Origin of the sequence: Nocardia sp. BSTN01 (assembly GCF_015354405.1) — a bacterium.
Lineage (GTDB): Bacteria > Actinomycetota > Actinomycetes > Mycobacteriales > Mycobacteriaceae > Nocardia.
The window spans coordinates 20,560-46,228 of the sequence record NZ_JADKYP010000020.1; the positions used below are offsets into that span (position 1 = coordinate 20,560).

Annotated in this window: 23 protein-coding genes, 1 tRNA gene and 1 riboswitch; of the genes, 11 read left to right on the forward strand and 13 right to left on the reverse strand. The window is 67.3% G+C overall.

Translation table 11 applies throughout. From position 1 onward, the window contains the following. Positions 1–2 precede the first annotated feature (2 nt). Genes IRT45_RS17995 through IRT45_RS18005 form a run of 3 tightly spaced genes read right to left on the reverse strand, consistent with a single transcriptional unit; the run spans position 3 to position 1,432 of the window. Positions 3–794, reverse strand: coding sequence for an MBL fold metallo-hydrolase (locus tag IRT45_RS17995; RefSeq protein ID WP_194807014.1), 792 nt, complete (start codon positions 792–794; stop codon positions 3–5). Positions 795–803: 9 nt separating this feature from the next. Continuing rightward, positions 804–1,271, reverse strand: a complete 468-nt coding sequence (locus IRT45_RS18000; protein WP_194807015.1) for a RidA family protein — start codon at positions 1,269–1,271, stop codon at positions 804–806. Continuing rightward, positions 1,268–1,432 carry a DUF4177 domain-containing protein gene (locus IRT45_RS18005; protein WP_085997207.1) on the reverse strand — a complete coding sequence of 55 codons (165 nt, stop codon included), beginning with the start codon at positions 1,430–1,432 and terminating at the stop codon, positions 1,268–1,270. The genes IRT45_RS18000 and IRT45_RS18005 overlap by 4 nt, the downstream gene beginning before the upstream one ends. Before the next feature lie 164 nt (positions 1,433–1,596). Here IRT45_RS18005 and IRT45_RS18010 point away from each other — a divergent pair, with 164 nt between their 5' ends. Further along, entirely contained in the window at positions 1,597–2,634 is a 1,038-nt protein-coding gene (locus IRT45_RS18010) for an ArsA-related P-loop ATPase (RefSeq protein ID WP_051024132.1), read from the forward strand. Further along, on the forward strand, positions 2,634–3,833 hold the full coding sequence (locus tag IRT45_RS18015; RefSeq protein ID WP_194807016.1) for an ArsA family ATPase: 1,200 nt from the start codon (positions 2,634–2,636) through the stop codon (positions 3,831–3,833). The genes IRT45_RS18010 and IRT45_RS18015 overlap by 1 nt, the downstream gene beginning before the upstream one ends. Before the next feature lie 100 nt (positions 3,834–3,933). Here IRT45_RS18015 and IRT45_RS18020 read toward each other — a convergent pair whose 3' ends face one another. Further along, complete coding sequence (locus IRT45_RS18020; RefSeq protein ID WP_030516437.1) at positions 3,934–4,257, reverse strand: WhiB family transcriptional regulator; 324 nt, start codon at positions 4,255–4,257, stop codon at positions 3,934–3,936. 281 nt (positions 4,258–4,538) lie between these two features. Here IRT45_RS18020 and IRT45_RS18025 point away from each other — a divergent pair, with 281 nt between their 5' ends. Continuing rightward, complete coding sequence (locus IRT45_RS18025) at positions 4,539–6,902, forward strand: transglycosylase domain-containing protein (protein WP_309241034.1); 2,364 nt, start codon at positions 4,539–4,541, stop codon at positions 6,900–6,902. Positions 6,903–6,969: 67 nt separating this feature from the next. Here IRT45_RS18025 and IRT45_RS18030 read toward each other — a convergent pair whose 3' ends face one another. Beyond that, a complete protein-coding gene (locus IRT45_RS18030) occupies positions 6,970–7,434 on the reverse strand; it encodes a GatB/YqeY domain-containing protein (RefSeq protein ID WP_194807018.1) in 465 nt (154 codons plus the stop codon). Between the two features lie 148 nt (positions 7,435–7,582). Between IRT45_RS18030 and IRT45_RS18035 the strand changes: the two genes are divergently transcribed. The 4 genes from IRT45_RS18035 to IRT45_RS18050 all read left to right on the forward strand — a co-directional run bounded on the left by IRT45_RS18035 (position 7,583) and on the right by IRT45_RS18050 (position 10,884). Beyond that, positions 7,583–8,569, forward strand: a complete 987-nt coding sequence (locus IRT45_RS18035) for a metallophosphoesterase (RefSeq protein ID WP_194807019.1) — start codon at positions 7,583–7,585, stop codon at positions 8,567–8,569. 477 nt (positions 8,570–9,046) lie between these two features. After that, on the forward strand, positions 9,047–10,228 hold the full coding sequence (locus IRT45_RS18040; protein ID WP_194807020.1) for a hypothetical protein: 1,182 nt from the start codon (positions 9,047–9,049) through the stop codon (positions 10,226–10,228). 56 nt (positions 10,229–10,284) lie between these two features. Then, a tRNA-Pro gene (locus IRT45_RS18045) sits at positions 10,285–10,358 on the forward strand. A 226-nt stretch (positions 10,359–10,584) separates the two neighbouring features. Continuing rightward, positions 10,585–10,884, forward strand: a complete 300-nt coding sequence (locus IRT45_RS18050) for a hypothetical protein (protein WP_194807021.1) — start codon at positions 10,585–10,587, stop codon at positions 10,882–10,884. A 42-nt stretch (positions 10,885–10,926) separates the two neighbouring features. Here the strand turns inward: IRT45_RS18050 and IRT45_RS18055 are convergent, their stop codons facing one another. Continuing rightward, entirely contained in the window at positions 10,927–12,195 is a 1,269-nt protein-coding gene (locus IRT45_RS18055; protein WP_194807022.1) for a low temperature requirement protein A, read from the reverse strand. 72 nt (positions 12,196–12,267) lie between these two features. Then, positions 12,268–13,311, reverse strand: a complete 1,044-nt coding sequence (locus IRT45_RS18060) for an ABC transporter substrate-binding protein (RefSeq protein WP_194807023.1) — start codon at positions 13,309–13,311, stop codon at positions 12,268–12,270. A 211-nt stretch (positions 13,312–13,522) separates the two neighbouring features. Here IRT45_RS18060 and IRT45_RS18065 point away from each other — a divergent pair, with 211 nt between their 5' ends. Then, positions 13,523–14,527, forward strand: coding sequence for an isopenicillin N synthase family oxygenase (locus tag IRT45_RS18065; protein ID WP_194807024.1), 1,005 nt, complete (start codon positions 13,523–13,525; stop codon positions 14,525–14,527). A gap of 1 nt (position 14,528) precedes the next feature. Here the strand turns inward: IRT45_RS18065 and IRT45_RS18070 are convergent, their stop codons facing one another. After that, complete coding sequence (locus tag IRT45_RS18070; protein WP_194807025.1) at positions 14,529–15,362, reverse strand: SAM-dependent methyltransferase; 834 nt, start codon at positions 15,360–15,362, stop codon at positions 14,529–14,531. Between the two features lie 210 nt (positions 15,363–15,572). After that, positions 15,573–15,696: riboswitch (cobalamin riboswitch) on the forward strand. Between the two features lie 33 nt (positions 15,697–15,729). Here IRT45_RS18070 and IRT45_RS18075 point away from each other — a divergent pair. Together IRT45_RS18075 and IRT45_RS18080 are read left to right on the forward strand one after the other, a co-directional pair. Beyond that, the gene (locus tag IRT45_RS18075) at positions 15,730–16,836 is read left to right on the forward strand and encodes a HoxN/HupN/NixA family nickel/cobalt transporter (RefSeq protein ID WP_194807026.1); all 1,107 of its coding nucleotides are present in this window, start codon (positions 15,730–15,732) and stop codon (positions 16,834–16,836) included. A gap of 136 nt (positions 16,837–16,972) precedes the next feature. After that, positions 16,973–18,373 carry a lipase family protein gene (locus tag IRT45_RS18080; RefSeq protein ID WP_375540118.1) on the forward strand — a complete coding sequence of 467 codons (1,401 nt, stop codon included), beginning with the start codon at positions 16,973–16,975 and terminating at the stop codon, positions 18,371–18,373. 108 nt (positions 18,374–18,481) lie between these two features. On the opposite strand, the gene IRT45_RS18085 is transcribed toward IRT45_RS18080, so the two are convergent. Next, complete coding sequence (locus IRT45_RS18085) at positions 18,482–20,107, reverse strand: succinic semialdehyde dehydrogenase (protein ID WP_194807027.1); 1,626 nt, start codon at positions 20,105–20,107, stop codon at positions 18,482–18,484. A gap of 136 nt (positions 20,108–20,243) precedes the next feature. On the opposite strand from IRT45_RS18085, the gene IRT45_RS18090 reads away from it, so the two are divergent. Beyond that, complete coding sequence (locus IRT45_RS18090; RefSeq protein ID WP_194807028.1) at positions 20,244–21,065, forward strand: crotonase/enoyl-CoA hydratase family protein; 822 nt, start codon at positions 20,244–20,246, stop codon at positions 21,063–21,065. Positions 21,066–21,180: 115 nt separating this feature from the next. Here the strand turns inward: IRT45_RS18090 and IRT45_RS18095 are convergent, their stop codons facing one another. From IRT45_RS18095 to IRT45_RS18110, 4 genes are all read right to left on the reverse strand, one after another. Further along, positions 21,181–21,948 carry an SDR family oxidoreductase gene (locus IRT45_RS18095; protein ID WP_194807029.1) on the reverse strand — a complete coding sequence of 256 codons (768 nt, stop codon included), beginning with the start codon at positions 21,946–21,948 and terminating at the stop codon, positions 21,181–21,183. After that, positions 21,945–22,631, reverse strand: a complete 687-nt coding sequence (locus IRT45_RS18100) for an acetoacetate decarboxylase family protein (protein WP_194807030.1) — start codon at positions 22,629–22,631, stop codon at positions 21,945–21,947. Before IRT45_RS18100 ends, IRT45_RS18095 begins: the two co-directional genes overlap by 4 nt. Positions 22,632–22,764: 133 nt before the next feature. Continuing rightward, complete coding sequence (locus IRT45_RS18105; protein ID WP_194807031.1) at positions 22,765–24,378, reverse strand: acyl-CoA synthetase; 1,614 nt, start codon at positions 24,376–24,378, stop codon at positions 22,765–22,767. 44 nt (positions 24,379–24,422) lie between these two features. After that, entirely contained in the window at positions 24,423–25,664 is a 1,242-nt protein-coding gene (locus tag IRT45_RS18110) for a hypothetical protein (RefSeq protein ID WP_194807032.1), read from the reverse strand. Positions 25,665–25,669 lie beyond the last annotated feature (5 nt).

Sequence of the window (25,669 nt, forward strand, 5' to 3'; positions counted from 1 at the left end):
GCTCAGTTGCGGCCGCGCAGATAGGCGAGCTGGGCCTTGACCGAGCTGCGCGCGGCCGGCCACAGCCGTTTGTCCACGTCGGCGTAGACCTTCGCCACGATCTGCAGCGGTGTCGCGTTCTCACCCAGTTCGCGCAAGGCCGCCCGCACCTGGTCCAGGCGCTGATGCCGATGCTCGATGTAGTAACCGATCACCGGCTCGGCCTGCGGGTGATCGGGGCCGTGCGCCGGGAGGAGCGCACGGCCGGGGGCGTGCCGGGCGAGCAGCGCGAGCGAGTCGAGATAGTCGCCGAGCGCGCCGTCCCGCGATTCCAGCACCGTCGTACCGCTGCCGAGCACGGTATCGCCGGTGATCAGCGCGTCGTCGAGCAGCAAGCTGACCGAATCCTGGGTGTGCCCCGGGGTTCCCAGCACCGTCAGACTCAGGCCGGCCGCCTCGACGACCTCGCCGTCGGTGAGCGGCGCCGAGGAGCCGGCCAGATATTTCGGATCCATCGCCCGTACCGGCGTTCCGGTCAGCTTCACCAGCCGATCGATGCCTCCGGTGTGGTCGTGATGATGATGGGTGATCAGCGTCAGCGCGATATTGCCGTCGGTGGCGCGGGCGATCGCCTCGCTGTGCGCCTTGTCCTTGGGCCCCGGATCGATCACCACACAGTCGGATCGATCCGGCGCCCGCAGAATCCAGGTGTTCGTACCCTCCAGGGTCATCTGGTTCGGATTGTCGGCCAACAGCACCGAAGCGGTCCCGGTGACCGGCCGCAGTTGCCCGTACGCGGGATGAGTGAGGGTCATCTCCCTTGCCTACCGCACTTCGGCGATCAGCTCCACCTCAACCGGAGTGTTCTTGGGCAACTCGAAAACGCCGACCGCGGATCGGGCGTGGACTCCCGCCGCGCCGAAGACCTCGCCCAGCAGCTCGGACGCGCCGTTGACGACCAGCGGCTGGTCGGTGAAACCCGGTGCCGAGGCGACGAATCCCACCACCTTCACGATCCGCACGACCGCGTCCAGACCGACCAGATCGTGGACCGCGGCCAGGGCGTTCAACGCGCACAGCCCGGCCGCACGCGCGGCGTCCTCGACGCTCACGTCGGCGCCGACCTTGCCGGTCGCCGACAGCGCGCCGTCGACGAACGGCAGCTGGCCGGCGGTATAGACCAGCGAACCGCTGCGCACGGCCGGAATGTAGGCGCCCGCCGGAGCCGCGACCGGCGGCAGGGCGAGACCGAGCCGTTCCAGGTTGGCCCGCCAGTCGGTGCCGGCCGTCACTGCTTGGGCCGCTTCAGGTAGGCCACGTGCTGTTCACCGGTCGGCCCCGGCAGCACCGTGACCAGTTCCCAGCCGTCGGCGCCCCACTGATCCAGAATCTGTTTGGTCGCATGCGTCAACAGCGGCACCGTCGCGTATTCCCAGACCGTCACATCGCTCATGTCGCAGAAGCGTACTGGGTGCACCGACGGTGAATTGTGCGGCCGAGCGACTCGTCGCGGACCGATCAGCACATTTCCGGCTCGCACGGAAGTGCGCTGTGGCCTACCAGACAGTAGGGCGATCCTCTGGTCGCTGTTTCGTAACGGGTTATAGGCTCGCGAGCGTGGGAGTACCGACAGCAGTACCCGTTTCGCAAGAGCCGGGACTGAAATTAGGGTGGCCGGACCGAGCCGACAAAGCGCGGCTGCATTACGTGTCCGGCAAGGGCGGGACCGGAAAATCTACGGTCGCAGGCGCTTTGGCGCTCGCATTGGCCGCCGGCGGGCGCCGGGTGCTGCTGGTCGAGGTGGAGGGCCGCCAGTCGATTGCCCAATTGTTCGATCTGCCGCCGCTGCCGCCCACCGAAACCAAGATCGCCACCGCCGACGGTGGCGGTGAGGTGATGGCGCTGGCCCTCGATATCGAACACGCCTTCCTCGAATATCTCGACATGTTCTACAACCTCGGCTTCGCGGGCCGGGCGATGCGCCGGATGGGCGCCATCGAATTCGTCACGACCATCGCTCCGGGTCTGCGCGACGTGATACTGACCGGCAAGATCAAGGAATGCGCGGTCCGCACCGACAAATCCGGTAAGCGCGTCTACGACGAGATCGTGGTCGACGCCCCGCCGACCGGTCGCATCGCCGGATTCCTCGACGTCACCAAGGCCATGGCCGAGGTCGCCAAGGGCGGGCCGATCGCCGGGCAGGCCGAGGGCGTGGCGGCGCTGCTGCATTCCGAGCAGACCGTCGTCCACCTGGTGACCCTGCTCGAGGCGCTGCCGGTGCAGGAGACCGCGGATGCGATCGCCGAGTTGACCGAATCGGATTTCCGGATCGGCACGGTCATCGTCAATCGCGCCACCGAGGGCTTTCTCCCCGCCCCGGTGCGCGCCCGCGTCGCGACCGGCGACCTCGATCTGGACGCCGTTCGCGCGGGGCTGGCCGAGGCCGGAATCACGGTGGACGACAACGACTTTCAGGGCCTGATCCAGGAGGCCGTGGAACATTCGGCGACCCTGCAGGCCCAGGACGACAGCTCCGCCGAACTGGCGAAGGTCGATATCAGCCGTTTGTATCTGCCGGCGCTGCCCGATGGTATGGACCTGGGCGGACTGTACGAACTGGCCGAACACCTGAGCGCGCAGGGAGTCCGCTGATGAGCCATCTGATCCCGCCCGCGACTCCGCTGCTGGATGTCGAGGCCGTCATCGCCGACCCGACCGCCCGGGTGGTGGTGTGCTGCGGCTCCGGCGGGGTCGGCAAGACCACCACCGCCGCGGCGATCGCCCTGCGCGCGGCCGAACAGGGCCGCAAGGTCGTGGTGCTGACCATCGACCCGGCGCGGCGGCTGGCCCAGTCCCTGGGCGTCAGCGACCTCGGCAACGCTCCCCAGCGCGTCCAACTGCCCGAGACGGCCAAGGGTGAGCTGTACGCGATGATGCTCAACATGCGCCGCACCTTCGACGACATGGTGCTCGAGCACACCAGTCCGGACAAGGCCGAGCAGATCTTCGCCAACCCCTTCTATCAGACCGTCGCGTCCTCCTTCGGCGGAACGCAGGAGTACATGGCGATGGAGAAGCTGGGCCAGCTGGTCGCCAAGCGCGAGTGGGATCTGGTCGTCGTCGACACCCCGCCCTCGCGCAACGCCCTGGACTTCCTCGACGCGCCCAAGCGGCTCGGCAATTTCCTCAACGGCCGGATGATCCGCGTCATCATGGCGCCCGGCCGCGGTGTGGGCCGCTTCGTGACCGGCGCGATGAGCCTCGCCGTGCGCGGCGTGTCCACGGTCGTGGGCGGGCAGATGCTCAAGGACGCTTCATTGTTTTTGCAGTCGCTGGAATCGATGTTCGGTGGCTTCCAGGACCGCGCCGAACGCACCTACGCCATGCTCTCGCGGCCCGGAACCCATTTCGTGGTGGTGGCCGCCGCCGAGCCGGACGCGCTGCGCGAGGCGTCGTTCTTCGTGGATCGGCTCTCCACCGACGGAATGCCGCTGGCCGGGCTGGTTCTCAATCGCACCCATCCGGTGCTGTGCACCCTCTCGTCGGCTCAGGCGACCGCCGCCGCGGACCGGCTGAGCCCCGGCCCGGGCAGCGCCTCCGACGGCACCTCGAAGGAGGCCGTGGCCGCCGCGGACGCCGCCACCGATCCCGCGACGCTGACGGCCGATATCCTGCGCATCCACGCCCATCGCGCGGTCACGGCCAAACGCGAACAACATCTGCTGCACCGCTTCACCGGCGCCCATCCGCGGGTGCCGATCGTGACGGTGACCGCGCTGCCGTTCGAAGTGTCCGATCTGGACGCGTTGCGTGCGGTCGGCGAACAGCTCGCCGGATCCGGCGCGGCCTGAATTCTCCAATGGTGATGACGTGCGGCCCCGATTCCGCACGTCACCGGGCGAAAAACGGTCCGAGTCCGCACGCGCGGGCTCGGACCGAACGGTTACTCGACTACATCGCGACCTTCTGCTGACGCTGGGCGCGGAAGAAGTCCGCCCAGGAGGTCACCTCGGGATGCTGTTTGAGCAGCGCACGCCGCTGCCGCTCCGTCATCCCACCCCACACACCGAATTCGACTCGATTGTCGAGGGCGTCGGCACCGCACTCCATGAGCACCGGGCAGTGCCGACAGATGGTGGCCGCCTTGCGCTGGGCGGCACCACGCACGAACAACTGGTCGGGATCCACTTCCTTGCATCGGGCCTGGGACACCCAGGCGATTCTCGCTTCGGCCTGCTCTACGTCCAATCGAGCGATGGGGGTAGTCATGTGCATTTGGTGTGCCCCTTTGCAGTCCGAACACCGGGTCAACGGCGCTCCGGAATCGCGTGCAGCCCACAGCAACCCAACCCCGCTGCGCTCCGCACCACATTCCACTTTGAGTGTTAGCTCTATCACACTGGGTTCTCAATCTAGGTAAAGGTATGGGCCGAGCGCAAGACCGTGCCCGTAATTTCTGGTACGCCCGTCCCTGCGGAGGCCGCGCGACCAGGTGTCATGGCGCGCCGCCGACCGCGCACCGCGCGTGTGACGGCGGGCCAATTAGGCTGGGGCGCGTGCCGATCTCACAATCGCTCGCGAGGCTCGCCGGCGCCTGCGTCCTGGCGGCCGTACTCGTCGCCGGCTTGCTGTTCCCGCTCGCAGGCGGCTTCGGGTACCTGTCGAACCGCGCAGCCGATGCCGTGGACAACGTTTCCGCGGAATTGGTGGAGGGCACCGCACCGGCGGTGTCGACGATGGTCGATGCGACCGGGGCCCCCATCGCGTGGCTGTACGAGCAGAGACGTTTCGAGGTCCCCAGCGACAAGATCTCCAACGATATGAAGTTGGCGATCGTCTCCATCGAGGACAAACGCTTCGCCGAACACGGCGGCGTCGACTGGCAGGGCACGCTGCGCGCATTCCTGACCAACACCTCGAGCGGTGAAGTCCAGCAGGGCGCCTCGACCATCGACCAGCAGTACGTGAAGAACTTCCAACTGCTGGTGGTCGCGAAAACCGACGCCGAACGCCGTGCCGCCATCGAAACCACGCCGGCCCGTAAACTGCGCGAAATCCGCATGGCGCTGACCTTGGAGAAAGAACTCACCAAGGACGAGATCCTCACCCGCTATCTGAATCTGGTGCCGTTCGGCAACGGCTCCTACGGCATTCAGGACGCCGCGCAGACCTATTTCGGGGTCGACGCCAAGGATTTGAAGGTCGCGCAGGCCGCGATGCTGGCCGGTATGGTCCAGTCCAGCTCCAAACTCAACCCGTACACCAACCCCAAGGGTGTGCTGGAGCGGCGTAATACCGTGCTGGACACCCTGATCCAGAACATTCCGAGCCGGGCCGACGAATTCCGGGCCGCCAAGGAACAGCCGCTCGGTGTGCTGCCGGAGCCCAAGGGCCTGCCGCGCGGATGCATCGCCGCAGGTGACCGCGGTTATTTCTGTGATTACGCACTGCAGTATCTGGCCAATGCCGGTATCAGCAAGGATCAGATGGACAAAGGCGGATATCTGATCCGCACCACCTTGGATCCGGCGGTGCAGAATTCGGTCAAGGCCGCCGTCACGGCGAACACCGATCCGAATCTGGAGAATATCGCCGAGGTCATGAGCATCATCGCTCCCGGCCAGGACTCCCACCACATCCTGGCGATGACCTCTAGCCGCACCTACGGTCTGGATCAGGGCGCACATCAAACGGTCCAACCACAGCCGTATTCGATGGTCGGTGACGGCGCCGGATCGATTTTCAAGATCTTCACCACAGCCGCCGCGATGGAGAAGGGCCTGGGCACCAGCGCACAGTTGGACGTGCCCTCGTTCTTCGCCGCGAAGGGTATGGGTAACGGTGGCGCCGCGGGCTGTCCACCCGCCACCTATTGCGTGAAGAACGCCGGTAATTACAAATCACCGGAATCGGTGACCGAGGCGCTGGCGCAGTCGCCGAATACCGCGTTCGTCAAGCTCATTCAGGATGTCGGCGTCACACCGACGGTCGATATGGCCGTCCGGCTCGGGATGCGCTCCTACGCCGACGCGGGCACCTCCGGCCACGGTAATCAGAGCCTGGCGGACATGATCAAACAGCAGAACCTCGGCTCGTTCACCCTGGGCCCGGTCGCGATCAATCCGCTGGAACTGTCCAATGTCGCCGCGACGCTGGCCTCCGGCGGCAAGTGGTGCCCGCCCTCGCCGATCGCCGAGGTCACCGACCGCGACGGTAAGCAGGTGCCGCTCACCCAGCAGCCCTGTGAACAGGTCGTCGAGCCGGGCTTGGCGAATACGCTGGCCAACGCGCTGAGCCAGGACGCCGTGGGTGGTACCGCGGCCGGTTCCGCCCACGTGGTGGGCTGGAACGCCCCCGTCTCGGCCAAGACGGGGACCACCGAGACCCACCGGTCCTCGGCATTCCTCGGCTTCACCAATTCGATGGCCGGCGCCGCCTACATCTACGGCGACTCCCCGACGCCCGGCGAGATCTGCTCGTTCCCGCTGCGCACCTGCGGCGACGGCAATCTCTACGGCGGTAACGAGCCGGCCCGCAGCTGGTTCGGCGGTATCAAGCCGGTACTCGACAAATTCCCGCCGCCCGCGCTGCCGCCGCTGGACGACAAATACGTGCGCGGCTCGAACAACGCGCAGATTCCGGATGTGAACGGTATGTCGGAGTCCGAGGCCCGCTCGGTGCTCATCGGCGCGGGCTTCCAGGTCTCGACGGTCACCACACCCGGATCGGCCGCCAAGGGGACGGTCACCGCCACCACGCCGAACGGCTCGGCCATTCCCGGATCGGTGATCACGGTGCTCGTCAGCGACGGCACACAGCGGGAGATCCCGAAGCCCGGACCGCCGCCGGCACCGCCGGCGCTCCCGGGTCTGCCGCAGATACCGCGGCTGCCACCGATTCCCATTCCGATCCCCCGGTAGGGATACGCGAGAGGCCGGCGAATGTGCGACACATTCGCCGGCCTCCTGCTTTGTGCCGGTAGCCGCCCTACAAGCGGGCTTTGACGGCGGCCGAGATCCGCGATCCGTCCGCCCGGCCGGCGGCCAGCGCCGTCGCGACCTTCATGACCTGGCCCATCTGCTTCATGCCCGGGCGCTCACCCAGTTGCTCGGCCACATCGGCGATGGCGGAATCGGCGATGTCGGCGACCTCGGCTTCGGTGAGCGGGGTCGGCAGGTATTCGTCGATGATCTCCTGCTCGGCGCGCTCGTTGGCGGCCAGCTCGCCGCGACCGTTCTGTTCGTAGACGACGGCCGCCTCATTGCGCTTCTTCGCCTCCTTGCCGAGGACCGCGATCACCTCGGCATCGGAGAGCTCCTTCGCCTCGGTTCCGGCGACCTCGGCGTTCTGCACGGCTGCCAGCAGCATGCGCAGCGTGCTGAGGCGCAACGTGTCCTTGGCCTTCATCGCCGCGGTCAGATCGGCGCGCAACTTCGATTTGAGTTCCGACATGCGCCACACGCTAGCCGTTGCGCGCGGACCCTCCCACCGCATTTCCGCGTGTCGAGCCGGGTGGACGGGCACGACAGCCCCCGACAAACCGGATGCCTGTGCGGAATCACACTCGGTATTCGTCACAGTGGTCGCCTATTCTGGGCTGATGCCCGTATTCTCGTCCCCCGCACTTCGACGAGCAGCGCTGGGCTCCGGAGCTAAGGTCGCCGCCGCGGCCGCCGGTACCGCAGTGGCCGGAATCGGCTATGCCTCGCTGATCGAACGCAATGCCTTCGTCCTTCGTGAGGCCACGATGCCGGTGCTGCAGCCGGGCTCGTCGAGCCTGCGTGTGCTGCACATCAGCGACCTGCACATGACGCCCGGCCAGAAACTCAAACAGGCCTGGGTTCGCGAACTCGCCGCCCTGGAACCGGACCTGATCGTCAACACCGGTGACAATCTCGCGCATCCGAAGGCGGTGCCCGCGGTGGTGCAGTCGCTGACGACGTTGCTCTCCCGTCCGGGCATCTTCGTGTTCGGCAGTAACGACTACTTCGCGCCCGTGCCGAAGAATCCGCTCAAGTACTTCGACAAGAACCACAAGCGCGTGCACGGCGATCCGCTGCCCTGGCAGGATCTGCGCGCGGCGTTCACCGAACGCGGCTGGCTGGATCTGACGCATGTGCGGCGCGATCTCGAGGTCGCCGGAATCAAGATCTCCACGGCCGGCGTCGACGACCCGCACCTGGCTCGCGATCGCTACGACACGGTCGCCGGCTCGCCGAACCCCCTGGCCGATCTGAGCATCGGACTCACCCATTCGCCCGAACCGCGGGTGCTCGATCGGTTCGCCGGTGACGGGTACGACCTCGTGCTGGCCGGCCACACCCACGGCGGGCAGCTGTGCCTGCCGGGATTCGGCGCGCTGGTCACCAACTGCGGTATCGATCGGTCCCGGGTCAAGGGTCCCTCGCGCTGGGGTGCGCACACGCGGCTGCACGTGTCCGCGGGTCTGGGCACCTCGCCGTGGGCGCCGTACCGCTTCTGCTGCCGCCCCGAGGCGACCTTGCTGACGCTGGTGGCCGCCCCGCCGAAAGGCCCCATCGCCGACAGTGGCCATGGCGTCTCGGAATCGGAGGCCGTGGCGCGCTAGGGTGGCGTGCCGAGGCACGACATCAGGCAGGGGTACACGGTGAACAGTGGGTTCGAGCGGAACGACGACCCGACCGCGCGACGAGAACCCACTCCCGACTCGAACGAGACCCCGCCGACACTGGCGATCCGGCGGGTGCCGGGCGCGAATTTCCCTGTGTCGCAAGGATCTCCGTGGGCCCCGCCTGGGTCGATCCCTACCCCTCCCGGTGGCGCGGCCGCACCCACACGGTTCGGCTCGCCGGCCGAGCCTGCGAAGCCCGCGGCCCCGGACGCGGGCCGGTCGCCCGGATCGCTGTTCGACGGGAACGACGCTGCCGGAGGACAATCCGCTGCGGCCCATCCGTGGTCGCCACAGGGCGGTGCGAGCGGAGACGCCTCTCGCGGCGCGAATGCGGTGCCGGGTCCCGGGAACGGTCAGCCGAATTCCGGTGCCCCTACCGCTTTCCAGGCGCCTCGTATCGGCTCCGACGGGTCGGTGCCCCACTATCCCGACGCTCCTCCGACATCACAGGGCACCCCGCCGGGCTTCGCTCCGTCGCCGCACGGTTTCGGCGCCCCGGGCGGGCCCGGCGGGCCGCACGGCCCGAATCCCTTCGGCGGGCAGTGGAATTCCGGCGCACCGTCGGGGCCCGGGGGAACCGATGCGCCCACCACCGCCTTCGGGGCGCAACCCGGGATGCCGCAGTGGTCGGGCAACCCGATGCCGGGCGCGAATACGTCCTCCCAGCAACAGTTCTCGGCACCGTCCGGTAACGGTCGCCCCGAACCGGATTGGCAATTGGGGGTCGGATCACATCCCGCACCGCAGCAGGCGTCCTGGGGCCCGCCGACAGCCCAGCATCCGCACACCGCGCTGTTGCAGGTACCGGCCGGGCAGAAGCCCCGGCGGCGAAAAACTCTGCTACTCAGCGGAATAGGGGTGCTGGTCGTCGTGGCGATCGGCGTGACCGTGGCGGTGGTCGCGAGCCGGCATTCCGACTCGCCGGCCGCCGCGGGGTCCGGCAAGCCGTCCATGGTCAGTGCGCTCAGTAGCGAAAACCAGCCTCCCCCACCGCCGTCCCGGCCACAACAGACCGCGCCGCAGCAGACCGCGCCGAAGCCACAGCCCGGCGCGGCGCCGCCGCCGATGCTTCCGGGCTACCAGGTCGTTCAGATCCTCGATCGCGGTGCGGCCTACGACGCCCCCGCGGAGTGGAAGGTCGATCCGGTCGGTACCGCCGCCTGGGGTTCGGGATCGAATCCGCTGGAAATCGCCGGCCTGGCGCAGGACGGCAAGAACTACTGCCCGAACTACACCCGGACCAACGCCTTCCTCACCATGTCTCCCCAGGCGGACCCGGCCGCGGCCGCCGCCGATATCGGAGCCCGGATGGCCAAGTTCGGCTGGTCGAACGCCACCGTCGCCGCCCCGGCCCCCGCCCAGCCGATGGTTTCGCTGGACGGGCAGCTGCACGGCGCGTTCGTGGAGACCACCGGCAGCGCGCCGCCACCGGCCCCCGGCTGCGCCACGACCTTCGCGGTCTACACCTTCGCCTTCCCCAGCGAGAACGGGAACTTCGTCATGACCGTCGCCGCCGACACCGGCGTCGACAAGTCCGTGGACAAGGAAACCGCCAAGCGCATCCTCTCCACCATCCGCCCCCTGCCTGCCCGCTGACCAGCGGATTTAATGATCCGCTCCCCCCTGCTGTAAGCTACGACAGGCTCAACTCACGGGGTGTGGCGCAGCTTGGTAGCGCGCTTCGTTCGGGACGAAGAGGTCGCAGGTTCAAATCCTGTCACCCCGACTCGTGTGTGGAGACACGGCAGAGGCCCTGACCAATCCACTGGTCAGGGCCTTTTGCTTTGCCGGATGCGCGTCGGGAGCGGGTTCGCCGAGGCTTCACCATCCACAGCCCGATCCTGCGTCGGGAGCGGGTTCGGGAGAGTTCACCATTTGCGGCCCGATCCTCTGGGGCGCGCTCCCTTCCCATTTCCGGGACCATCGGAATTCCCTGTGCTACAACTTTGTTCGTGGCGGCACTCATCGGCTTGGTGGCGATTCTGGGGATCCTCATCCTCATTGCGGGAGCGGTTCTTCTGGTCGTCAGTCTGGTCAAGACGTCCGGGCGGAGACAGGGTGGTGCTGCGTCGGTCGCGCCGCAGAATCAGGATCTGCCGATGTGGACGCCCCCGCAGCACCAGGATGTCCCGCTGTGGACGCCTACGCAGCAGCAGGACGTCCCGCTGTGGAGCCCGCCGCAGCAGAATTCGGCCCAGCGGAATTCGGCCCAGCAGCCGCAGACGCCGTATTGGTCGTCCGGACCGCGGTAGAGCGGCGACAGGCCCGAGGCGGCGGCGCGGGCCGTACACTCCTCACGCCAGATTCGCCAGCATCTCGCGCTGGTGCCGGTAGCCGACGGTCTCGTAGCCGACCACGGTGATGAACGGCGAGATCATCACCACCAGCAGGCAGACGGAGATCGAGACGCCGAGCGCGGCCAGGATCACCGCGACGGCCAGGACCACGGCCGTGAGGGTCAGCAGCAGGATGTGGAACGGGTCCGGCGCCGACAGCAGCAGCGTGTGCAGCAGGTAGACCATCAGCAGGTAGACGCCGACCGGCAGCGCCAGCGCCAGGACCACCGCGACCGGACCGATACGGGAGTGGTGCTCGAGCGACAGGCCGGCGACGTGCAGGCCCGCGCCGGCGCCGGCGATACCCATGTAGAGCGGGATGTGGCCGTATCCGAACAGGTAGCCGCGGTTGCGGCGGTGTACGAGGATCTCGCCGAACGGGGTGGTGAAGTACACCCACCACATGCCGAAGGTCAGGCCCACGCCGGCGACCACGATCGCGATGGCGTCGGCGCTCCAGTTGGCACCGTCGCTGCCGCCGAGCAGCCCGCCCGAGGAGGCGACCGTACCGACCACGCCTTCACCGAGCACGATGATGGCGAACAGGCCGTAGCGTTCGGCGACGTGGTGCGGATGCCACGGGGTGCCGCTCGCGCGGCCCTGGGTCAGCACCGGTACGAGCAGTTCCAGCACGCCGAGCAGTACGCATCCCACTCCCGCCACGAGCAGCGGCATGTGGACGAATGCGATGATCACCCAACCGATTTGGGCGATGATCGTCCAGCGGATGCTCCCGTAACCGACGTGCCGGAAGGAGGGCGACTCCCGTCCGGCGCGCCACCACTGCAGCCCCATCGCGATGCGCATCACGATGTAACCGACGACCATCACCCGCACGTCGAGGTGATCGCCCACGTCGACCGAATGGAACATCGCGGGCAGCCCGAGGGCGAAGACCACGACGCCGATCATCACCACCATGGTGAGCACGCGGTACAGCCAGTCGTCGGTGTCGAACGCGGAGGCGAACCAGCTGAAATTGATCCAGGCGTTGACGATCGCGAACATCGCCAGCACGAAGGCGGGCACCGCTTTGCCCACATGCCCGTCGGCCACCATCTCGGCGAAATACGACGCCGAGGTGCCGACCGCGACCACGAAGGTCAGATCGAACAGCAGCTCCAGCGGTGAGGACACGCGTCCGGATTCGTCGGGATCGCGGCCGGTCATCGGGATGCGGCGGTGCGCCGGTCCGCGCCCGCCGCCGGTGGTCACGGAGTCGCTCATGGGCACCGATGATGCCGTACCGGCGGGTCGGCTCGCCGCTACCGACCCGCCGGGGCACGACGTGCGTGCGCGCTACTTCCCGGACGCGTCCGAGGACTGCAGCAGCGAGTTGAACTTGTTCGTGTAGAACTTGCTCGGATCGAGCTTGTGATCGATGGCCCCGGTGTCCTCGAGCCAGCTCTGCCAGCGGGTGAAGTCCTCGTCCGACAGCTTGCCGTAGCGGGCCGGAACACCTACGGACAGCCAGTATTTCAGTGTCGAGGTGTCCTCACCGGCGCGGTGGCGGGCGTTGATGATCTCGGTGAATTTCGCGATCACCTGCTCGCGCGGCGTGCTGCGCTCCCACTCGATCGCCTTCGCGACGCCGGTGGTGAAGGCGCGGACCACGTCGGGGTTCTTCGCGATGAAGTCGTTGCGGAAGACGTAGGGGCCGCCGTTGATCGGACCGCCGTATTCGTCGAGTTCGGTGAAGATCGGACGCACCCCGCCGTTGGCCACCGCGCGCTGCTGGAACTGGCCGTTCAATGCCGCGGCGTCGATCTGTCCCTGCCGCAGCGCCTGTTCGATATTCGGCGGCGGCAGCGCCACCAATTGCACCGATTTGATCTGGTCGACGCTCAGTCCGGCCTTTTTCAACGCATCGTGGATATCGGCCTCGTTCTGGCCACCGAGCGTATTCACGCCGACCTTCTTGCCCACCAGATCGGCGGCCGAACGAATCGGGCTGTTGTCGAGCGTGTAATAGCCCTGGAATGACTTTTCGTCCGACCCGTAGTAGTTGACCACGGCGGTGATGGGCGCCCCGGCGCCGGCCAGCTTGGCGACCGCACCGGCGAAGGCCCCGCCGAAGTCGACCTGCCCGGTCGCGGCGGTCTGGATTTCCTGCGGTCCGCTGATGGTGTTGCCGACGTAGTCGAGTTTGATCTTGCCGTCGAAGAATCCGAGGTTCTCCGCGACCTCCGGAAGCGTGACCTGATCGGTCCAGCCCAGATACCGCAGCGAGGTCACCCCGTTCTCGGTGTGGGCGGATCCTCCGCTGCCGCAGGCGGTGAGCAGCACAGCGGCAGCCGTACCGGCTGCGAATACGGATAATGCGGTGCGGATACGTCCGGACATCAGGTAATTCCTCTCGACACTGCGCACGACGGCACGGTGGTGCGCGTCGGCCCGGCCGAGCCTAGGGGGTGTGAATTGCGAAGCCTCCCCTTTGAATCACGACGATTCGGTTGGAGCGATTGCATTCCGGCCGAGTAGAACCCTTTCGGACACCTGCGCGAATGCGGTAGATCTGGGGATCAATGCCCGCGACCGAGGATAAGGATGTGCGATGACCGACCGCGTACTCCCGGTACTCGATCTGACGACCGCGGATTCCGATCCACTGCGGTTCCGCAGCGAATTACGCGCGGCCACACACGAATTCGGGTTCTTCTATCTGGTCGGTCACGGCGTCGCACCCGAGCGCGGCACCGAACTGCTCGCCTTGGCCCGGCGCTTCTTCGCGCTGCCGGAGGCGGCCAAGCAGGAGATCAGTCAGTTGCGCAGCCCGCAGTTCCGCGGCTATTCGCGACTCGGCGGCGAACTGACCAACGGCCGGGTCGACTGGCGCGAGCAGATCGATATCGGGCCGGAGGCCGAGGCGATCGCCGGTGCGGAGGGGTACTGGCGACTGCAGGGCCCCAACCTCTGGCCGACCGCGCTCCCGGAACTTCGTCCGGCACTGCGTGATTGGGACGAATCTCTGGCTCGGGTCGGGCGTGCCCTGCTGCGGCACTGGGCCGCGGCACTGGGTGCCGCGGAGAACTTCTTCGATCCCGCGTTCGCGGACCGCCCGGCCACCCTGATCAAGGTGGTCCGCTATCCCGGTAACCCCGACAATCCGCAGGGCGTGGGCGCGCACAAGGATTCCGGCGTGCTCACGCTCCTGCTGGTGGAACCGGATTCGCACGGTCTGCAGGTGGAACTGTCGTCCGGGGAGTGGGTGGACGCGCCGCCGCTTCCGGGCGCCTTCATCGTGAATATCGGCGAATTGCTCGAGGTGGCCAGCGGCGGCTATCTGCGTGCCACCCGGCACCGCGTACTGGCCCCGGAACCGGGCACCGACCGCATCTCCGTCCCGTATTTCCTGAATCCGGCGCTGGACGCCCGCATACCGCTGCTACCGCTGCCGCCCGAATTGGCCGCGGCCGCACGCGGAATCACCGCCGATCCGGACAATCCGATTTTCGACACCTACGGCCGCAACGCCTGGAAATCACGCATCCGGGCCCATCCGGACGTCGCCGAACTGCATCACGGCATCGCCCCGGGCGCACCCGCGGGAGCGTACTGACTCAGGGCTTGCGACCGACTCCCCCCAGAATGCACCGGCGCACGTCCGACAACGGTGTGAGTCGCGGGCCGTCCGGCCACCAGTCGTCGCACAGCACGAGCCCCGGTTCGACCATCTCCAGCCCGCCGAACAGGGCCTGAATCTCGTCGCGGGTGCGGAATCGCCCGCTGCCCATCGGACTGTGGACGAACCTGTCCTCCATCTTGCGGGCCAGTTCACTCGGGCCGGAGTCCTCCGGATCGTAGAAATGCGCGATCGCCACATACGAACCGGAGGGCAGCGCGTCGATATAGGTCTGCATCAGGGCCGGGGCGTCGTCATCGAGATAGTGCTGCAGGGTCCCGATCTGGAAGAGCGCCAGCGGCCGGGAGAAGTCGAGGTCGTCGCGCACGGTCGGGTCGGTGAGGACCTCGTGCGGGCGGAAGATGTCGCAGGCGACGATGCTGGTCTGCGCATTCGCCTCGAGCAGTGCCCGTGCGTACGCCAGCACCATCGGATCGTTGTCGACGTAGACCACCCGGGCCTCGGGCCGGATCCGCTGCACCACCTGATGGGTGTTCTCCGCCGTCGGCAGTCCCGAACCCAGGTCGAGATACTGGTCGATCCCGGCCTGCGCGGCCAGGAACCGGCACGCTCTGATCAGGAAGTCACGGTTGGCCCAGGCCAGCTCGTTCACCTGCGGGGCCACGGCACGCACCTGCGCGAGCACGTCACGGTCGACTTCGAAGTTGTCCTTGCCGTTCAGGGCGGCATCGTAGACGCGCGCGATGCTGGCACGAGCGGTATCCACCCCGACCGGCACCACACTCGGGTACGCGGCAGAAGACTGCGACATGAAGGCTCCCCTGGCATTGCTGAAACGGCATTGCTGAAACGCTGACCCTGTGGAACTGGTACCCGGCACACAGCCGTCGCACTACAAACTGTGTTACGCCGAGTCTCCCCTATTTCCTGGGCCTATGGGCGCATACCCGACATTTCATCGCTCGGAAATCCGCTCGCACCATAGTCGCGACCTGTGATGACCGTGGCCGCACGGGCGCCGTTCGTTGGTATAGTCCGCAGAGTTCTCGCGATGGGAACGGGAAACCGGTGCCAATCCGGTGCGGTCGCGCCACTGTGTTCAGCCGATGCTGTCAGCCAGACCCCTTTCGTCGCTGCGCACGGACGGGGACGCGGGTTCCCCAGAAGGGTTGGGGCCCATGTCCTCTCGTCGCCGTCTACTTCGCGATGTCCTGCGGGACTGGTCCCGGCGCGACTGGCTGGAGGCCGGGGTGCTGCTCGGTGTGGTCGCGCTGATGCATCTGATCGGATTCGGCCTGTTGTTCGGCGCGATCGCTCCGCACGGTTATCGCATCGGCACCGAGGTGTTCGGTATCGGGCTGGGCATCACCGCCTACACCTTCGGGCTGCGCCATGCCTTCGACGCCGACCACATCGCCGCCATCGACAACACCACGCGCAAGCTGATGAGCGACGGCAAACGCCCCAAGTCGGTCGGATTCTGGTTCGCGATGGGGCATTCCACGATCGTGTTCGTCCTCGCCGCGCTGGTGGTGGCCGGTGCGCACGTGGTCGGCACGCTGGTCGACGAGGACTCGCCGACCCGCAAGACACTCGGCACCGTCTCCACCGTGGCCTCCGGCTCGTTCCTGTATCTGATCGGTTTGCTCAATGTGGTTGCACTGCTCGGTATCTGGCGCGTGTTCCGCCGGCTGCGCGACAGCGGGCACTACGATCGCGCGGAGCTGGAGGCGGCGCTCGATTCGCGCGGATTCCTGGCACGCCTGCTGGCGCCGGTGATGCGGATGGTGGGACGGCCGGTGCACGTCTATCCGGTCGGTGTGCTGTTCGGCCTGGGTTTCGACACCGCGACCGAGGTGGCCCTGCTCGCGCTCGCCGGTTCCGGCGCGGCGGCCGGACTGCCCTGGTACGCGATCGTGGTGCTGCCGCTGCTGTTCGCGGCCGGGATGAGCGTGATGGACACGATCGACGGCCTGTTCATGAACGTCGCCTACGACTGGGCGTTCTCCGATCCGGTGCGCAAGATCTTCTACAACCTGGCCATCACCGGTCTGTCGATCGCGGTGGCACTGTTCATCGGCTCGATCGAGCTGATCAAGGTGCTGCACGACGACACCGGCTTCGGCGGTCCGGTGGCGGAGTGGATCGCCGGGATCGACCTCAACAACGCGGGATTCGCGATCGTCGGATTGTTCGTTCTCGCCTGGATTGTCGCGATCGCCTACTGGCGGCTGGCGAAGGTGGACGAGCGCTGGACGCCCGCGCCGACCGAAGAATCGGCCTGACCGGCGAACCGCACCTCGTCGAGCCGCGCCCGACCGGCGGCCGACGACCGAAATTCTTGCGACGGCGATCACACCTGTGTCATAGTTCGCTGCACATGTGAGACGGAGCAGTCTCGCATTAGCGAAGGAGCCGAGTGTGACCGAACCCTGGACGCGCCGCATCCGCCGGACGACCTGCCTACTCGCCGCGGCGACGGCGTTGACCGTCCTGGCCGCGGTGGTGGCCCATCCGCCCGGCGCCACCGCCGAACCCGCGCCGGTCGCACCCGCGGCCCCTATCCCCCTACCGCCCGAGCTGGACCCGGGCTTCTACCACCCCGCAGTGGAGATCGTCGCGGCGAAACAACCCGGCGAGATCATCGCCGCGCGGCAGGTGCGGGTGGCCAATCTGGGGCTGATCCCGGTCAACGTCGACGCGTGGCAGATCTCCTACCGGTCGAACGACAGCCGCGACCAACCGATTCCGGCGGTGGCGACAGTTCTGAAACCACGCGGTTCGGCGCCGGACAAGCTGGTCTCCATGCAGATCGCCGAGGACTCCCTGGCCGGTTACTGCGCACCCTCCTACGCGATCCAGCACTTCTCGGCCGGTCCGTTCCTGGGCCAGATCGTCGCCCCGGCCGAATTCGTCATCGCCCAGGGGGCGTTGCAGCAGGGCTGGGCGGTGGTGATTCCCGATCACGAGGGACCGAACAACGCCTACGCGGCGGGACCGCTCGCCGGCAGGATCACCCTCGACGGCATTCGCGCGGCCCGCGACTTCGAGCCGATGCGGTTGAGCCCGCAGGCCAGGATCGGCCTCTACGGCTACTCCGGTGGCGCGATCGCGACCGGCCACGCCGCCGAACTGAAAAGCAGCTACGCCCCGGATCTGAATATCGTCGGCGCGGCCGAGGGCGGTGTGCCCGCAGATCTCGGCACGACGCTCAACGTGGCCAACGGGCAGGCGACCTCGGGCCTGGTGCTGGCCGCGGTGATGGGCCTGACGCGCGAGTATCCGGAATTCGCCCGCTTCGTCGACGAGCATATGGACCCGCTGGGCAAGGGCCTGACCACGCTGCAGAGCGGACTGTGCGTGCAATATGTCAGCGCGTTGCTGCCGTTCCTGAATCTGAAAGGGATGCTGCGTGTTCCGGGCGATCCGATGCAGCAGCCCGCGGTGGCCGCCGTGCTCGACGAGACCCGGATGGGCACAGCGGTGCCGGATATGCCGATGTACATCTGGCAGGGCAATCCGGACGAGATCATCCCGGTGGGCCAGGTGAACACCCTCGTCGACACCTACTGCCGAAACCCCTCCGCCACAGTGCAATACACCCGGGAACACCTCGCCGAACACGTGGCCACCGAGATCTCCGGCGGCGGTGCCGCGATGCTGTGGTTGCGCGACCGTCTCGACGGCGTGCTGGCCCAGCCCGGGTGCCACACCGCCGATGCCGGATGGTTGTTGCTGGACCCCAACGGTTTCCAGATGCTGGCCTCGACCTTCGGTGAGACCTTCGCCTCGTTCTTCGGCAAGCCGATCGGCGTGAAGTAGACCGGAGCGCGCGATCGGCGCGAGACGCCCGGCACAACGAGGTGCGGGGAGGAGAAGGGCCCGTTCGACGTGGGGGGCGAACGGGCCCTTCGAGTACCGGTGCGCCGGTCAGCGAATGCGCAGCCGCCGGCTCAGACGCAGGGTCAGAAGTGTGCTCTTGAGCTGCTTCTCGAACGGCATACCCGCCCGCGCCGAGAGCACCTGCTTCTTCTGCACGCCGACATTGACCGTATCGGTGTACTTGAGCAGCCCCGCATCGCCGTGCCGGGTGCCGACACCGGACTGCTTCACGCCACCCGAGGGCGTCATCTTCGCCGAATAGGTCGCGACGAACCCGTCGTTGACGTTGACATTGCCCGCCTCGAGCCGGTCGGCGAGCTTCTCGGCGCGAGCGAGATCCGTACTCCAGATGCTGGCGTTGAGGCCGTAGGTGGTGGCATTGGCCTGCCGGACCGCCTCGTTCTCGTCGGTGTAGCGGTAGACGGTGACGACCGGGCCGAAGGTTTCGACGGTCGCGTGCTCCATCTCGGGAGTCACACCGGTCAGTACCGTCGGCTCGTAGAACGCCGGGCCGATATCGGGGCGGGCCTTGCCGCCGGTCAGCACGGTCGCGCCCTTCGCGACGGCGTCGTCGACGTGGGCGGCCACCCGCCGCATGTGATCGACCGAGACCAGCGAGCCGAATTCCGGGTCGGCGGTGTAGGAGGCACCCGCCTTCGATCCCAATTCCTCCGCCGCCGCGACGAATCGACGCACGAACTCGTCGTGGATGCGATCGTGCACGTAGATGCGCTCGATATGCATACACGCCTGGCCGGAGTTGCCGTACACCGCGAAGATCGCACCCGGGATGACCTCGTCGAGGTTGGCGTCCTCCAGCACGATCATCGGATTCTTGCCGCCGAGTTCGAGGCTGCAGCTGATCAGGTTGCGGCCCGCGCGCTCGCCGATGGTGCGGCCGGTGGCGGTGGAGCCGGTGAACATCACGAAATCGCTGTGGTCGATCAGGGTGGGGCCGACGTCGGGTCCGGTACCGCAGACGACCTGGATCAGATCGCGCGGCAGCCCCGCCTTGCGCAGCAGTTCGACGCCGTAGAGCGTGCACAGCGCGGTCTTGTTGTCCGGCTTGATCACCACGCCGTTGCCGGCGATGAGGGCCGGGATCGAATCGGAGATCGAGATCGCGAAGGGGAAGTTCCACGGCGCGATCACCGCGACGACGCCCTTGGGCCGATGCTGTTCGGTGGAGGTGGAGATGATGGGCATCGCGCCGCCGCGCCGGATCGGTTTCAGGATCCGCTCGGCGTGTTTGAGGTAGTGGCTGATCACCATCACCGGATCGCACGATTCCTCGATGGCCATCCGGCGGGTCTTGCCGCAGCCGATCTGAATCAGGTCCGCGATGGTGTCGAGTTCGGAGAGAATCAGCTCATGGGCCTTCTCGAAGACCTGCAACCGGCGCTTGACCGGCCAGTTCGCCCATTCCCGCTGCGCCGCCCGCGCCTTGTCGGCCGCCGCGGCGACGTCCTCGGGCGAGGACTGCGGCAGCTCACCGACGACCGCGCCGGTGTACACCTCGATCATGTCGTAGGGTTCGCGCTTCTCCCCCGCGGTGCCCGCGGTGATCAGCCCGGTGAGGCGGTCGATCAGCGTCGTCGTGATCCGCGGCGGCAGCGTGCTCGCTGCGCTGCTGTGCGACGTCGCCTCAGCGCCGCTGTGCGTGGTTGTCTCCATCAGCGATCTCCATAACTTGCCGCCCGTGACGGCGGTCACCATGATCCAAACTAGAACACGTTATTGTTCTGTACAACGTTGCGGGGTAACTTCGTCCGCAAAACGCGAGTAATACCATGAGGAAAGTGGGTCGGCGATGACGACGGCAGCAACTGAAACAGGTAGCAACACGGAACCCCATGCGCTGCTGGAGCGACGCGGCGCCACCCTGATCGTCACCATGAACCGCCCGGCCGTTCGCAATGCGCTGTCGGCCGAGATGCTCGATCTGATGGTGCAGGCCTGGGACACCGTCGACAACGACCCGGAGATCCGCTCCTGCATCCTCACCGGCGCGGGCGGCGCGTTCTGCGCGGGCGCCGACCTCAAGGCGATGACCAAACAGGATCCGGCCAAGAACATGAGCGCCGGCGGCGCGTTCGACCCGACCAACATTCCGGGCCTGCTCAAGGGCCGCCGCCTGACCAAGCCGCTGATCGCCGCCGTCGAGGGCGCGGCCATCGCCGGCGGAACCGAGATCCTGCAGGGCACCGACATCCGGGTGGCCGGCGAGAGCGCGAAATTCGGTGTGTCCGAAGCACGCTGGAGCCTGTTCCCGATGGGCGGCTCGGCGGTGCGTCTGCCCCGGCAGATCCCCTACACCGTCGCCGCCGACATCCTGCTCACCGGCCGGCACATCACCGCCGCGGAGGCCAAGGAGTACGGCCTGATCGGCCATGTGGTGCCGGACGGGACCGCGCTGGACAAGGCGCTCGAACTCGCCGAGAAGATCAATGCCAATGGCCCGCTGGCGGTGCAGGCGATCCTGAAGACCATGCGCGACACCGAGGGCATGCACGAGAACGAGGCCTTCAAGATCGACTCGCAGCTCGGCCTCACCGTCTTCCGCAGTGACGACGCCAAGGAAGGCCCGCGCGCCTTCGCCGAGCGCCGCAAGCCGGAGTTCAAGGGCCGCTGACCCCGCATCCGGTTGACCACCGGGTGCGTGGCGGCTGAACACATCGTGCAAACCTCGACGAGATTGCGAGAAAACTCGTTGTCGCGCCGAGGTTTGCACGATCAGTTCAGCACCGTCACAGTTCGGGCTTCACCATCCGAGTGACCTGCTTGCGCAGGAAGTTCGGGGCGAAACGTCGTGCCAGCCACAGCGGCTTGGCGGGGCCGGGGAAGATGAACAGCGGCGCCTTGGGGTCGGCTACCGCGCGCTCCGCGGCATCGAGCACCCGGTCGGGGGTGATGCCCTTCTGGCCTGCGACCACTGCCTCGTTGGCGGCCCGAATGCCGTCCAGCAGAGGGGTTTCCACGATCGGCGGGCAGATCGAGATCACCCGCACCCCGGTCCCGTTCAACTCCTGGGCCAGCGCCTCGTGGTAGCAGACGACGGCGAATTTGGAGGCCGAGTAGGCGGCCAGGCCGGGCGAGGGCAGCCAGCCCGCCACCGAGGCGAACAGCACCAGGGTTCCGCGACCGGCCTGCTTCATCTCCGGCACGATGGCCTGGCAGATATTGATCGTCCCGCCGTAGTTGATGTCCATCACCCGGCGCATATCCGAAACATCGTGCGTCAGCGCCGATCCCACCCGGCAGAGCGCGGCCGCGTGCACCACGTGCTCGATCGGGCCGAGGTCGGAGCGAACCTTGTCGACCACCGCCCGCACCGCCTGCTCGTCGGCGACATCGCAGGTGTAGGTGCTCATATTCGGCGAGCGTCGCGCGGTTTCGGCCAGGCCGGTCTCGTTGATGTCGAGTGCGGCCACCCGATAGCCTCCGGCCGCCAGCCGCTGGGCCGCCATGCGCCCCATGCCGCTGGCCGCACCGGTCACCACTGCCGTCTTGCTCATCGAACCTCCACCGCGTCTTCGAAAGTCATGCGCAGCAGTCCGATCCGGCTGCTGAAGAGTGCGCGCTTGGGCAACCCCAGGGCGCGCATCTGTTCGGCGACGGGATGATCACCGAGCTCGATCCTGGTGCCGCCCAGCCCCATTCGCACCTGCGACGGGTTCATCACCCACGGGGTGCGGCGCAGGATGCCGTCCATATGGGTGTAGGCCGCGATCGACGCGCCGCCCATGCCGCCCGGTGACGGCACACCGCCACCGACCTCCATCGCCACCACCAGGCGATCGTCGATGCGCACCTCGCAGCGCTTGCCGCGACGCACCGGCGTGATCCGGATATCGGCGATCTCCTTGGGGAAACCCCAGATCTCGCGGCCGGCGGCGCAGGTGAAGGTCTGGTTCACCGGCAGCCACGGGATGTAGACACCGAGGTCCTTGTCCCGGCCGCGCACCATGAGGGTGAGGCCGAATTCGTGATAGGGACCGAGGTCGCCGTCCACATAGCGCACGAAGACCAGCGAGCACACCCCGCGTCCGGCGACCGTGAGTGGCTCGAGTCCGGTCGGCGCCACGAGCTCGCGGGCCGCTGCCGCGTCGACGAGAAATGTCGCCGCACAGGCGTCCGCGTCGCGAATCTCGACCGGCATCCTGACTTTTTCACCGAGTACGGAATGCACCGCTGTCATCCTCCAAGTAGAACACGTTCCAGTCTGATTCGGCAGGCCCTCTCGGCCCGGAAATCCCATTCACCGAGATCGCCCGGACACGGCTGCGCCGAACGCCGCGTCAGCGACGTCCGGCGCAGGGGCGCGACAGGTTTCAGGAGCCGACGGTGTAGGCCGGCGGGTGGGATTCGGCGTGGGCTTTCGCCCACCGGTAGTCCGGTTTGCCGCTGGGCGTGCGCCCGACCGCGTCGACCACCCAGATGCTGCGGGGCAGTTTGTATCCGGCGAGGTGTTTGCGGACATGCGCCTCGAGGTCGGCGAAATCCAGCGGATCGGCGCCGGCGATCGAGACCACCGCCGCGACCTGATGGCCCCAGCGCTCGTGCGGAACTCCGATGACCACCACGTCGTAGACGCCCTCGTGGGCCTTGACGACGGCCTCCACCTCCTCGACGAAGACCTTTTCGCCGCCGGTGTTGATCACCATGTTGCCGCGGCCGATCAGGGTGATGGTGCCGTCGGCCTCCACCCGCGCGCGGTCGTCGGTGATGACCATGCGGACGCCGTCGACGGTCTTGAACAACTTGTCGGATTTGGTCTGGTCCTTGTAATAGCCGAGCGGGACCGACCCCTTCTTGGCCATCCAGCCCTCTTCGCCAGGGGCCACCTCCCGGCCCTCCTCGTTCACCACGACCGCACCGCGCCCGGTCTGCACGCGCGGCCCGCGGGACGGGTCGTCGTCCTTCTGCGCCACTCCGATACCGCCGAATCCGGTTTCCGAGGATCCGATCGAATCGGTGATCACCGCATGTGGAAACAGCTCCAGCATCTCGTTCTTGACCGGCTGTGACAGCAGCGCCGCACCGGAGGCCAGGGCGACCATCGAGGAGGCGTCCACCGGCGACTGCCGATAGGAGTTGAGCAGCGGCCGCGCCATGGCGTCGCCGGTGATGACGACGATATTCGCCCGCTGCCCCGCGACCACCTGCCAGACCCGGTCGGCGTCGAAGCGCGGTTCGTAGACGACGGTGTTGCCCGACCACAACGCCGTGAACGTCGGCATCAGCGCCGCGGCATGGATCAGCGGCGGCAGGATCAGCCAGCGCAGCGGGTCGTTCTGCGAACCGACCCGGGACTGTTCGAACTCGTCGGCCACCGGCACATTGGTGTAGAAGTCGATGCCGCCGCCGAGCACCCGCCACATGTCCTCCTGGCGCCACATCACGCCCTTGGGCATGCCGGTGGTGCCGCCGGTGTACATCATGAACAGGTCGTCGGCGCTGCGCTCACCGAAATCTCGTGCGCTGGAGCTGCTTTCGAAGGCTTCGGCGTAGGCGGTGGATTCACTGGGGAGGCCGTCGCCGCCCTGATCGTCGTCGACGACGAAGGCGTGGCGCAGCGTGGTCACCTGCGGACGCACCTGATCGACGACCTGCGCGTAGCAGCGGTGGTGCACCACCGCCTCGAGATCGGCGTTGTCGTAGACGTAGCGCAGTTCGTCCGCGCCGTAGCGGTAGTTGATGTTGATCGGGACCGCCCGGATCTTGAAGGCGGCGATCAGGGTTTCCATCGTCTCGATGCTGTTGTGCATCTGGAAGCCGATGTGGCTGCCCTCCCCCAGCCCGACCGCGGCCAGGTGGTGGGCGAGCTGGTTGGCGCGGAGTTCCAGGTCCTGATAGGTGACCTGTCGCTCGCCCTGAATCAGCGCCACCCGATCCGGCATGGCGTCCACGGCGTGCTCGAACAGGTCGGCGAAATTGTTCGGCATATCTGAGATCTCTCGTCGATTGCGGCGGTTCGGGACTGGGGCGGTCAGACGACCGTCAGCGGCAGCGACTGCCGGGGGCTGAAGTGGAAGTCCGCCCCGGTGCTGAACCGAGTGATCGCCACCTCCGGCGACTCGCGGAAAGGTGTCGACGCGGCGGTGATCTCGACGACGAGTTCACGCTCGTCACCCTCGCGGGCATGCACGTCGAACCGCGGGTTCACCCCGCGCACCATGGCCGCCAGCGGCTCCAGATGTTCGGCGTCGACCGCAGCCGGCCAACCGCCGTCGCGTACCCCCGGGCTGTCGCGCGCGATGCGCAGGATCGCCGAATCGTGATAGGCGTCGACCTGCATATCGACGTAGGGCAGGGGATTCCACGCCGGATGCAGCCGCAGGACCTGAGCCAGATCGTCGAAGCCGGTGCCGAGACCGAGGAGCGCCCGCAGCCGTTCGGAGGTGAGCCCGGCGATGCCGGTGAACTGTTTGCGCGCGATCGCGGCGGTGGTCTCCGCGTCCGCGCGCTCGCCGACCGCGATCAGGAATCCGAGGTTCAGCAGATGCTGCTGCAGGCACACCTCGTCCGCCATCCGGACCAGCGCCGAATGCGAGAAACTCGCGAAGTCGATATCGCTGAGCAGCGGCCCGCGGTAGTCCGACCGGCCCGGCCCTCCTGCTTCGATCGGCGCCAATTCGATGTCGGCAGCGGCGAATTCGGCCATGCGTGCCGCATTGCGCGGAACCGCGGGCGGTTCGTTGGCGGGATCGATGCGAACCGTCCACGCGCACACCGGAACTCGATCGGCCGGCTGCCGGGGCGGCCGGTGGATCGGGCGCACCTGCGCGTGCGGATTGGTGGCCAGCGCGGTCGCGTCGAAGGTGGGGTCCTCGATGGTGTGGCACATGGCCACCACGTAGGCCTCACCCATCGGCTCGACGTCGGCGAGCGCACCGCAGTGGTCGAGCCAGAACTCACCGTTGTGGTCGTCGTCGACGCGGAACCGGAAGTCCATGAACTGCGGCGGCGCGCCGATATCCAGTTGCAGCCCTTTGAATATCGTGACAACGCCGTCGCCGGGGATGTCGAGCGCCGCGCGCATCCGGCGGGTGTAGATCGGGCTGGCCAGCTGCCATTCCTCGATCGCCACCTCGGCCATCCCGTCGCGCCCGAAGGCGCCGATCGAATGCGCCATCCCCGAGCGATCGATGAGATGCCCGCACAGCAGCAGTTCGGGCACCAGGGCCGCCAGCTGCTCGCGGCTCAGCGCGGCGAAGCGACTCGCGCTCATGGAGC

What these genes read in the sequence shown, in the direction of transcription:
- IRT45_RS18015 (WP_194807016.1), top strand. Translation starts at nt 2,634, where the DNA reads ATGAGCCATCTGATCCCGCCCGCGACTCCGCTGCTGGATGTCGAGGCC.
- IRT45_RS18095 (WP_194807029.1), bottom strand. Translation starts at nt 21,948, where the DNA reads ATGAGCAAGACGGCAGTGGTGACCGGTGCGGCCAGCGGCATGGGGCGC.
- IRT45_RS18035 (WP_194807019.1), top strand. Translation starts at nt 7,583, where the DNA reads ATGCCCGTATTCTCGTCCCCCGCACTTCGACGAGCAGCGCTGGGCTCC.
- IRT45_RS18005 (WP_085997207.1), bottom strand. Translation starts at nt 1,432, where the DNA reads ATGAGCGATGTGACGGTCTGGGAATACGCGACGGTGCCGCTGTTGACG.
- IRT45_RS18075 (WP_194807026.1), top strand. Translation starts at nt 15,730, where the DNA reads ATGTCCTCTCGTCGCCGTCTACTTCGCGATGTCCTGCGGGACTGGTCC.
- IRT45_RS18105 (WP_194807031.1), bottom strand. Translation starts at nt 24,378, where the DNA reads ATGCCGAACAATTTCGCCGACCTGTTCGAGCACGCCGTGGACGCCATG.
- IRT45_RS18090 (WP_194807028.1), top strand. Translation starts at nt 20,244, where the DNA reads ATGACGACGGCAGCAACTGAAACAGGTAGCAACACGGAACCCCATGCG.
- IRT45_RS18100 (WP_194807030.1), bottom strand. Translation starts at nt 22,631, where the DNA reads ATGACAGCGGTGCATTCCGTACTCGGTGAAAAAGTCAGGATGCCGGTC.
- IRT45_RS18030 (WP_194807018.1), bottom strand. Translation starts at nt 7,434, where the DNA reads ATGTCGGAACTCAAATCGAAGTTGCGCGCCGATCTGACCGCGGCGATG.
- IRT45_RS18020 (WP_030516437.1), bottom strand. Translation starts at nt 4,257, where the DNA reads ATGCACATGACTACCCCCATCGCTCGATTGGACGTAGAGCAGGCCGAA.
- IRT45_RS17995 (WP_194807014.1), bottom strand. Translation starts at nt 794, where the DNA reads ATGACCCTCACTCATCCCGCGTACGGGCAACTGCGGCCGGTCACCGGG.
- IRT45_RS18065 (WP_194807024.1), top strand. Translation starts at nt 13,523, where the DNA reads ATGACCGACCGCGTACTCCCGGTACTCGATCTGACGACCGCGGATTCC.
- IRT45_RS18055 (WP_194807022.1), bottom strand. Translation starts at nt 12,195, where the DNA reads ATGAGCGACTCCGTGACCACCGGCGGCGGGCGCGGACCGGCGCACCGC.
- IRT45_RS18060 (WP_194807023.1), bottom strand. Translation starts at nt 13,311, where the DNA reads ATGTCCGGACGTATCCGCACCGCATTATCCGTATTCGCAGCCGGTACG.
- IRT45_RS18110 (WP_194807032.1), bottom strand. Translation starts at nt 25,664, where the DNA reads ATGAGCGCGAGTCGCTTCGCCGCGCTGAGCCGCGAGCAGCTGGCGGCC.
- IRT45_RS18085 (WP_194807027.1), bottom strand. Translation starts at nt 20,107, where the DNA reads ATGGAGACAACCACGCACAGCGGCGCTGAGGCGACGTCGCACAGCAGC.
- IRT45_RS18070 (WP_194807025.1), bottom strand. Translation starts at nt 15,362, where the DNA reads ATGTCGCAGTCTTCTGCCGCGTACCCGAGTGTGGTGCCGGTCGGGGTG.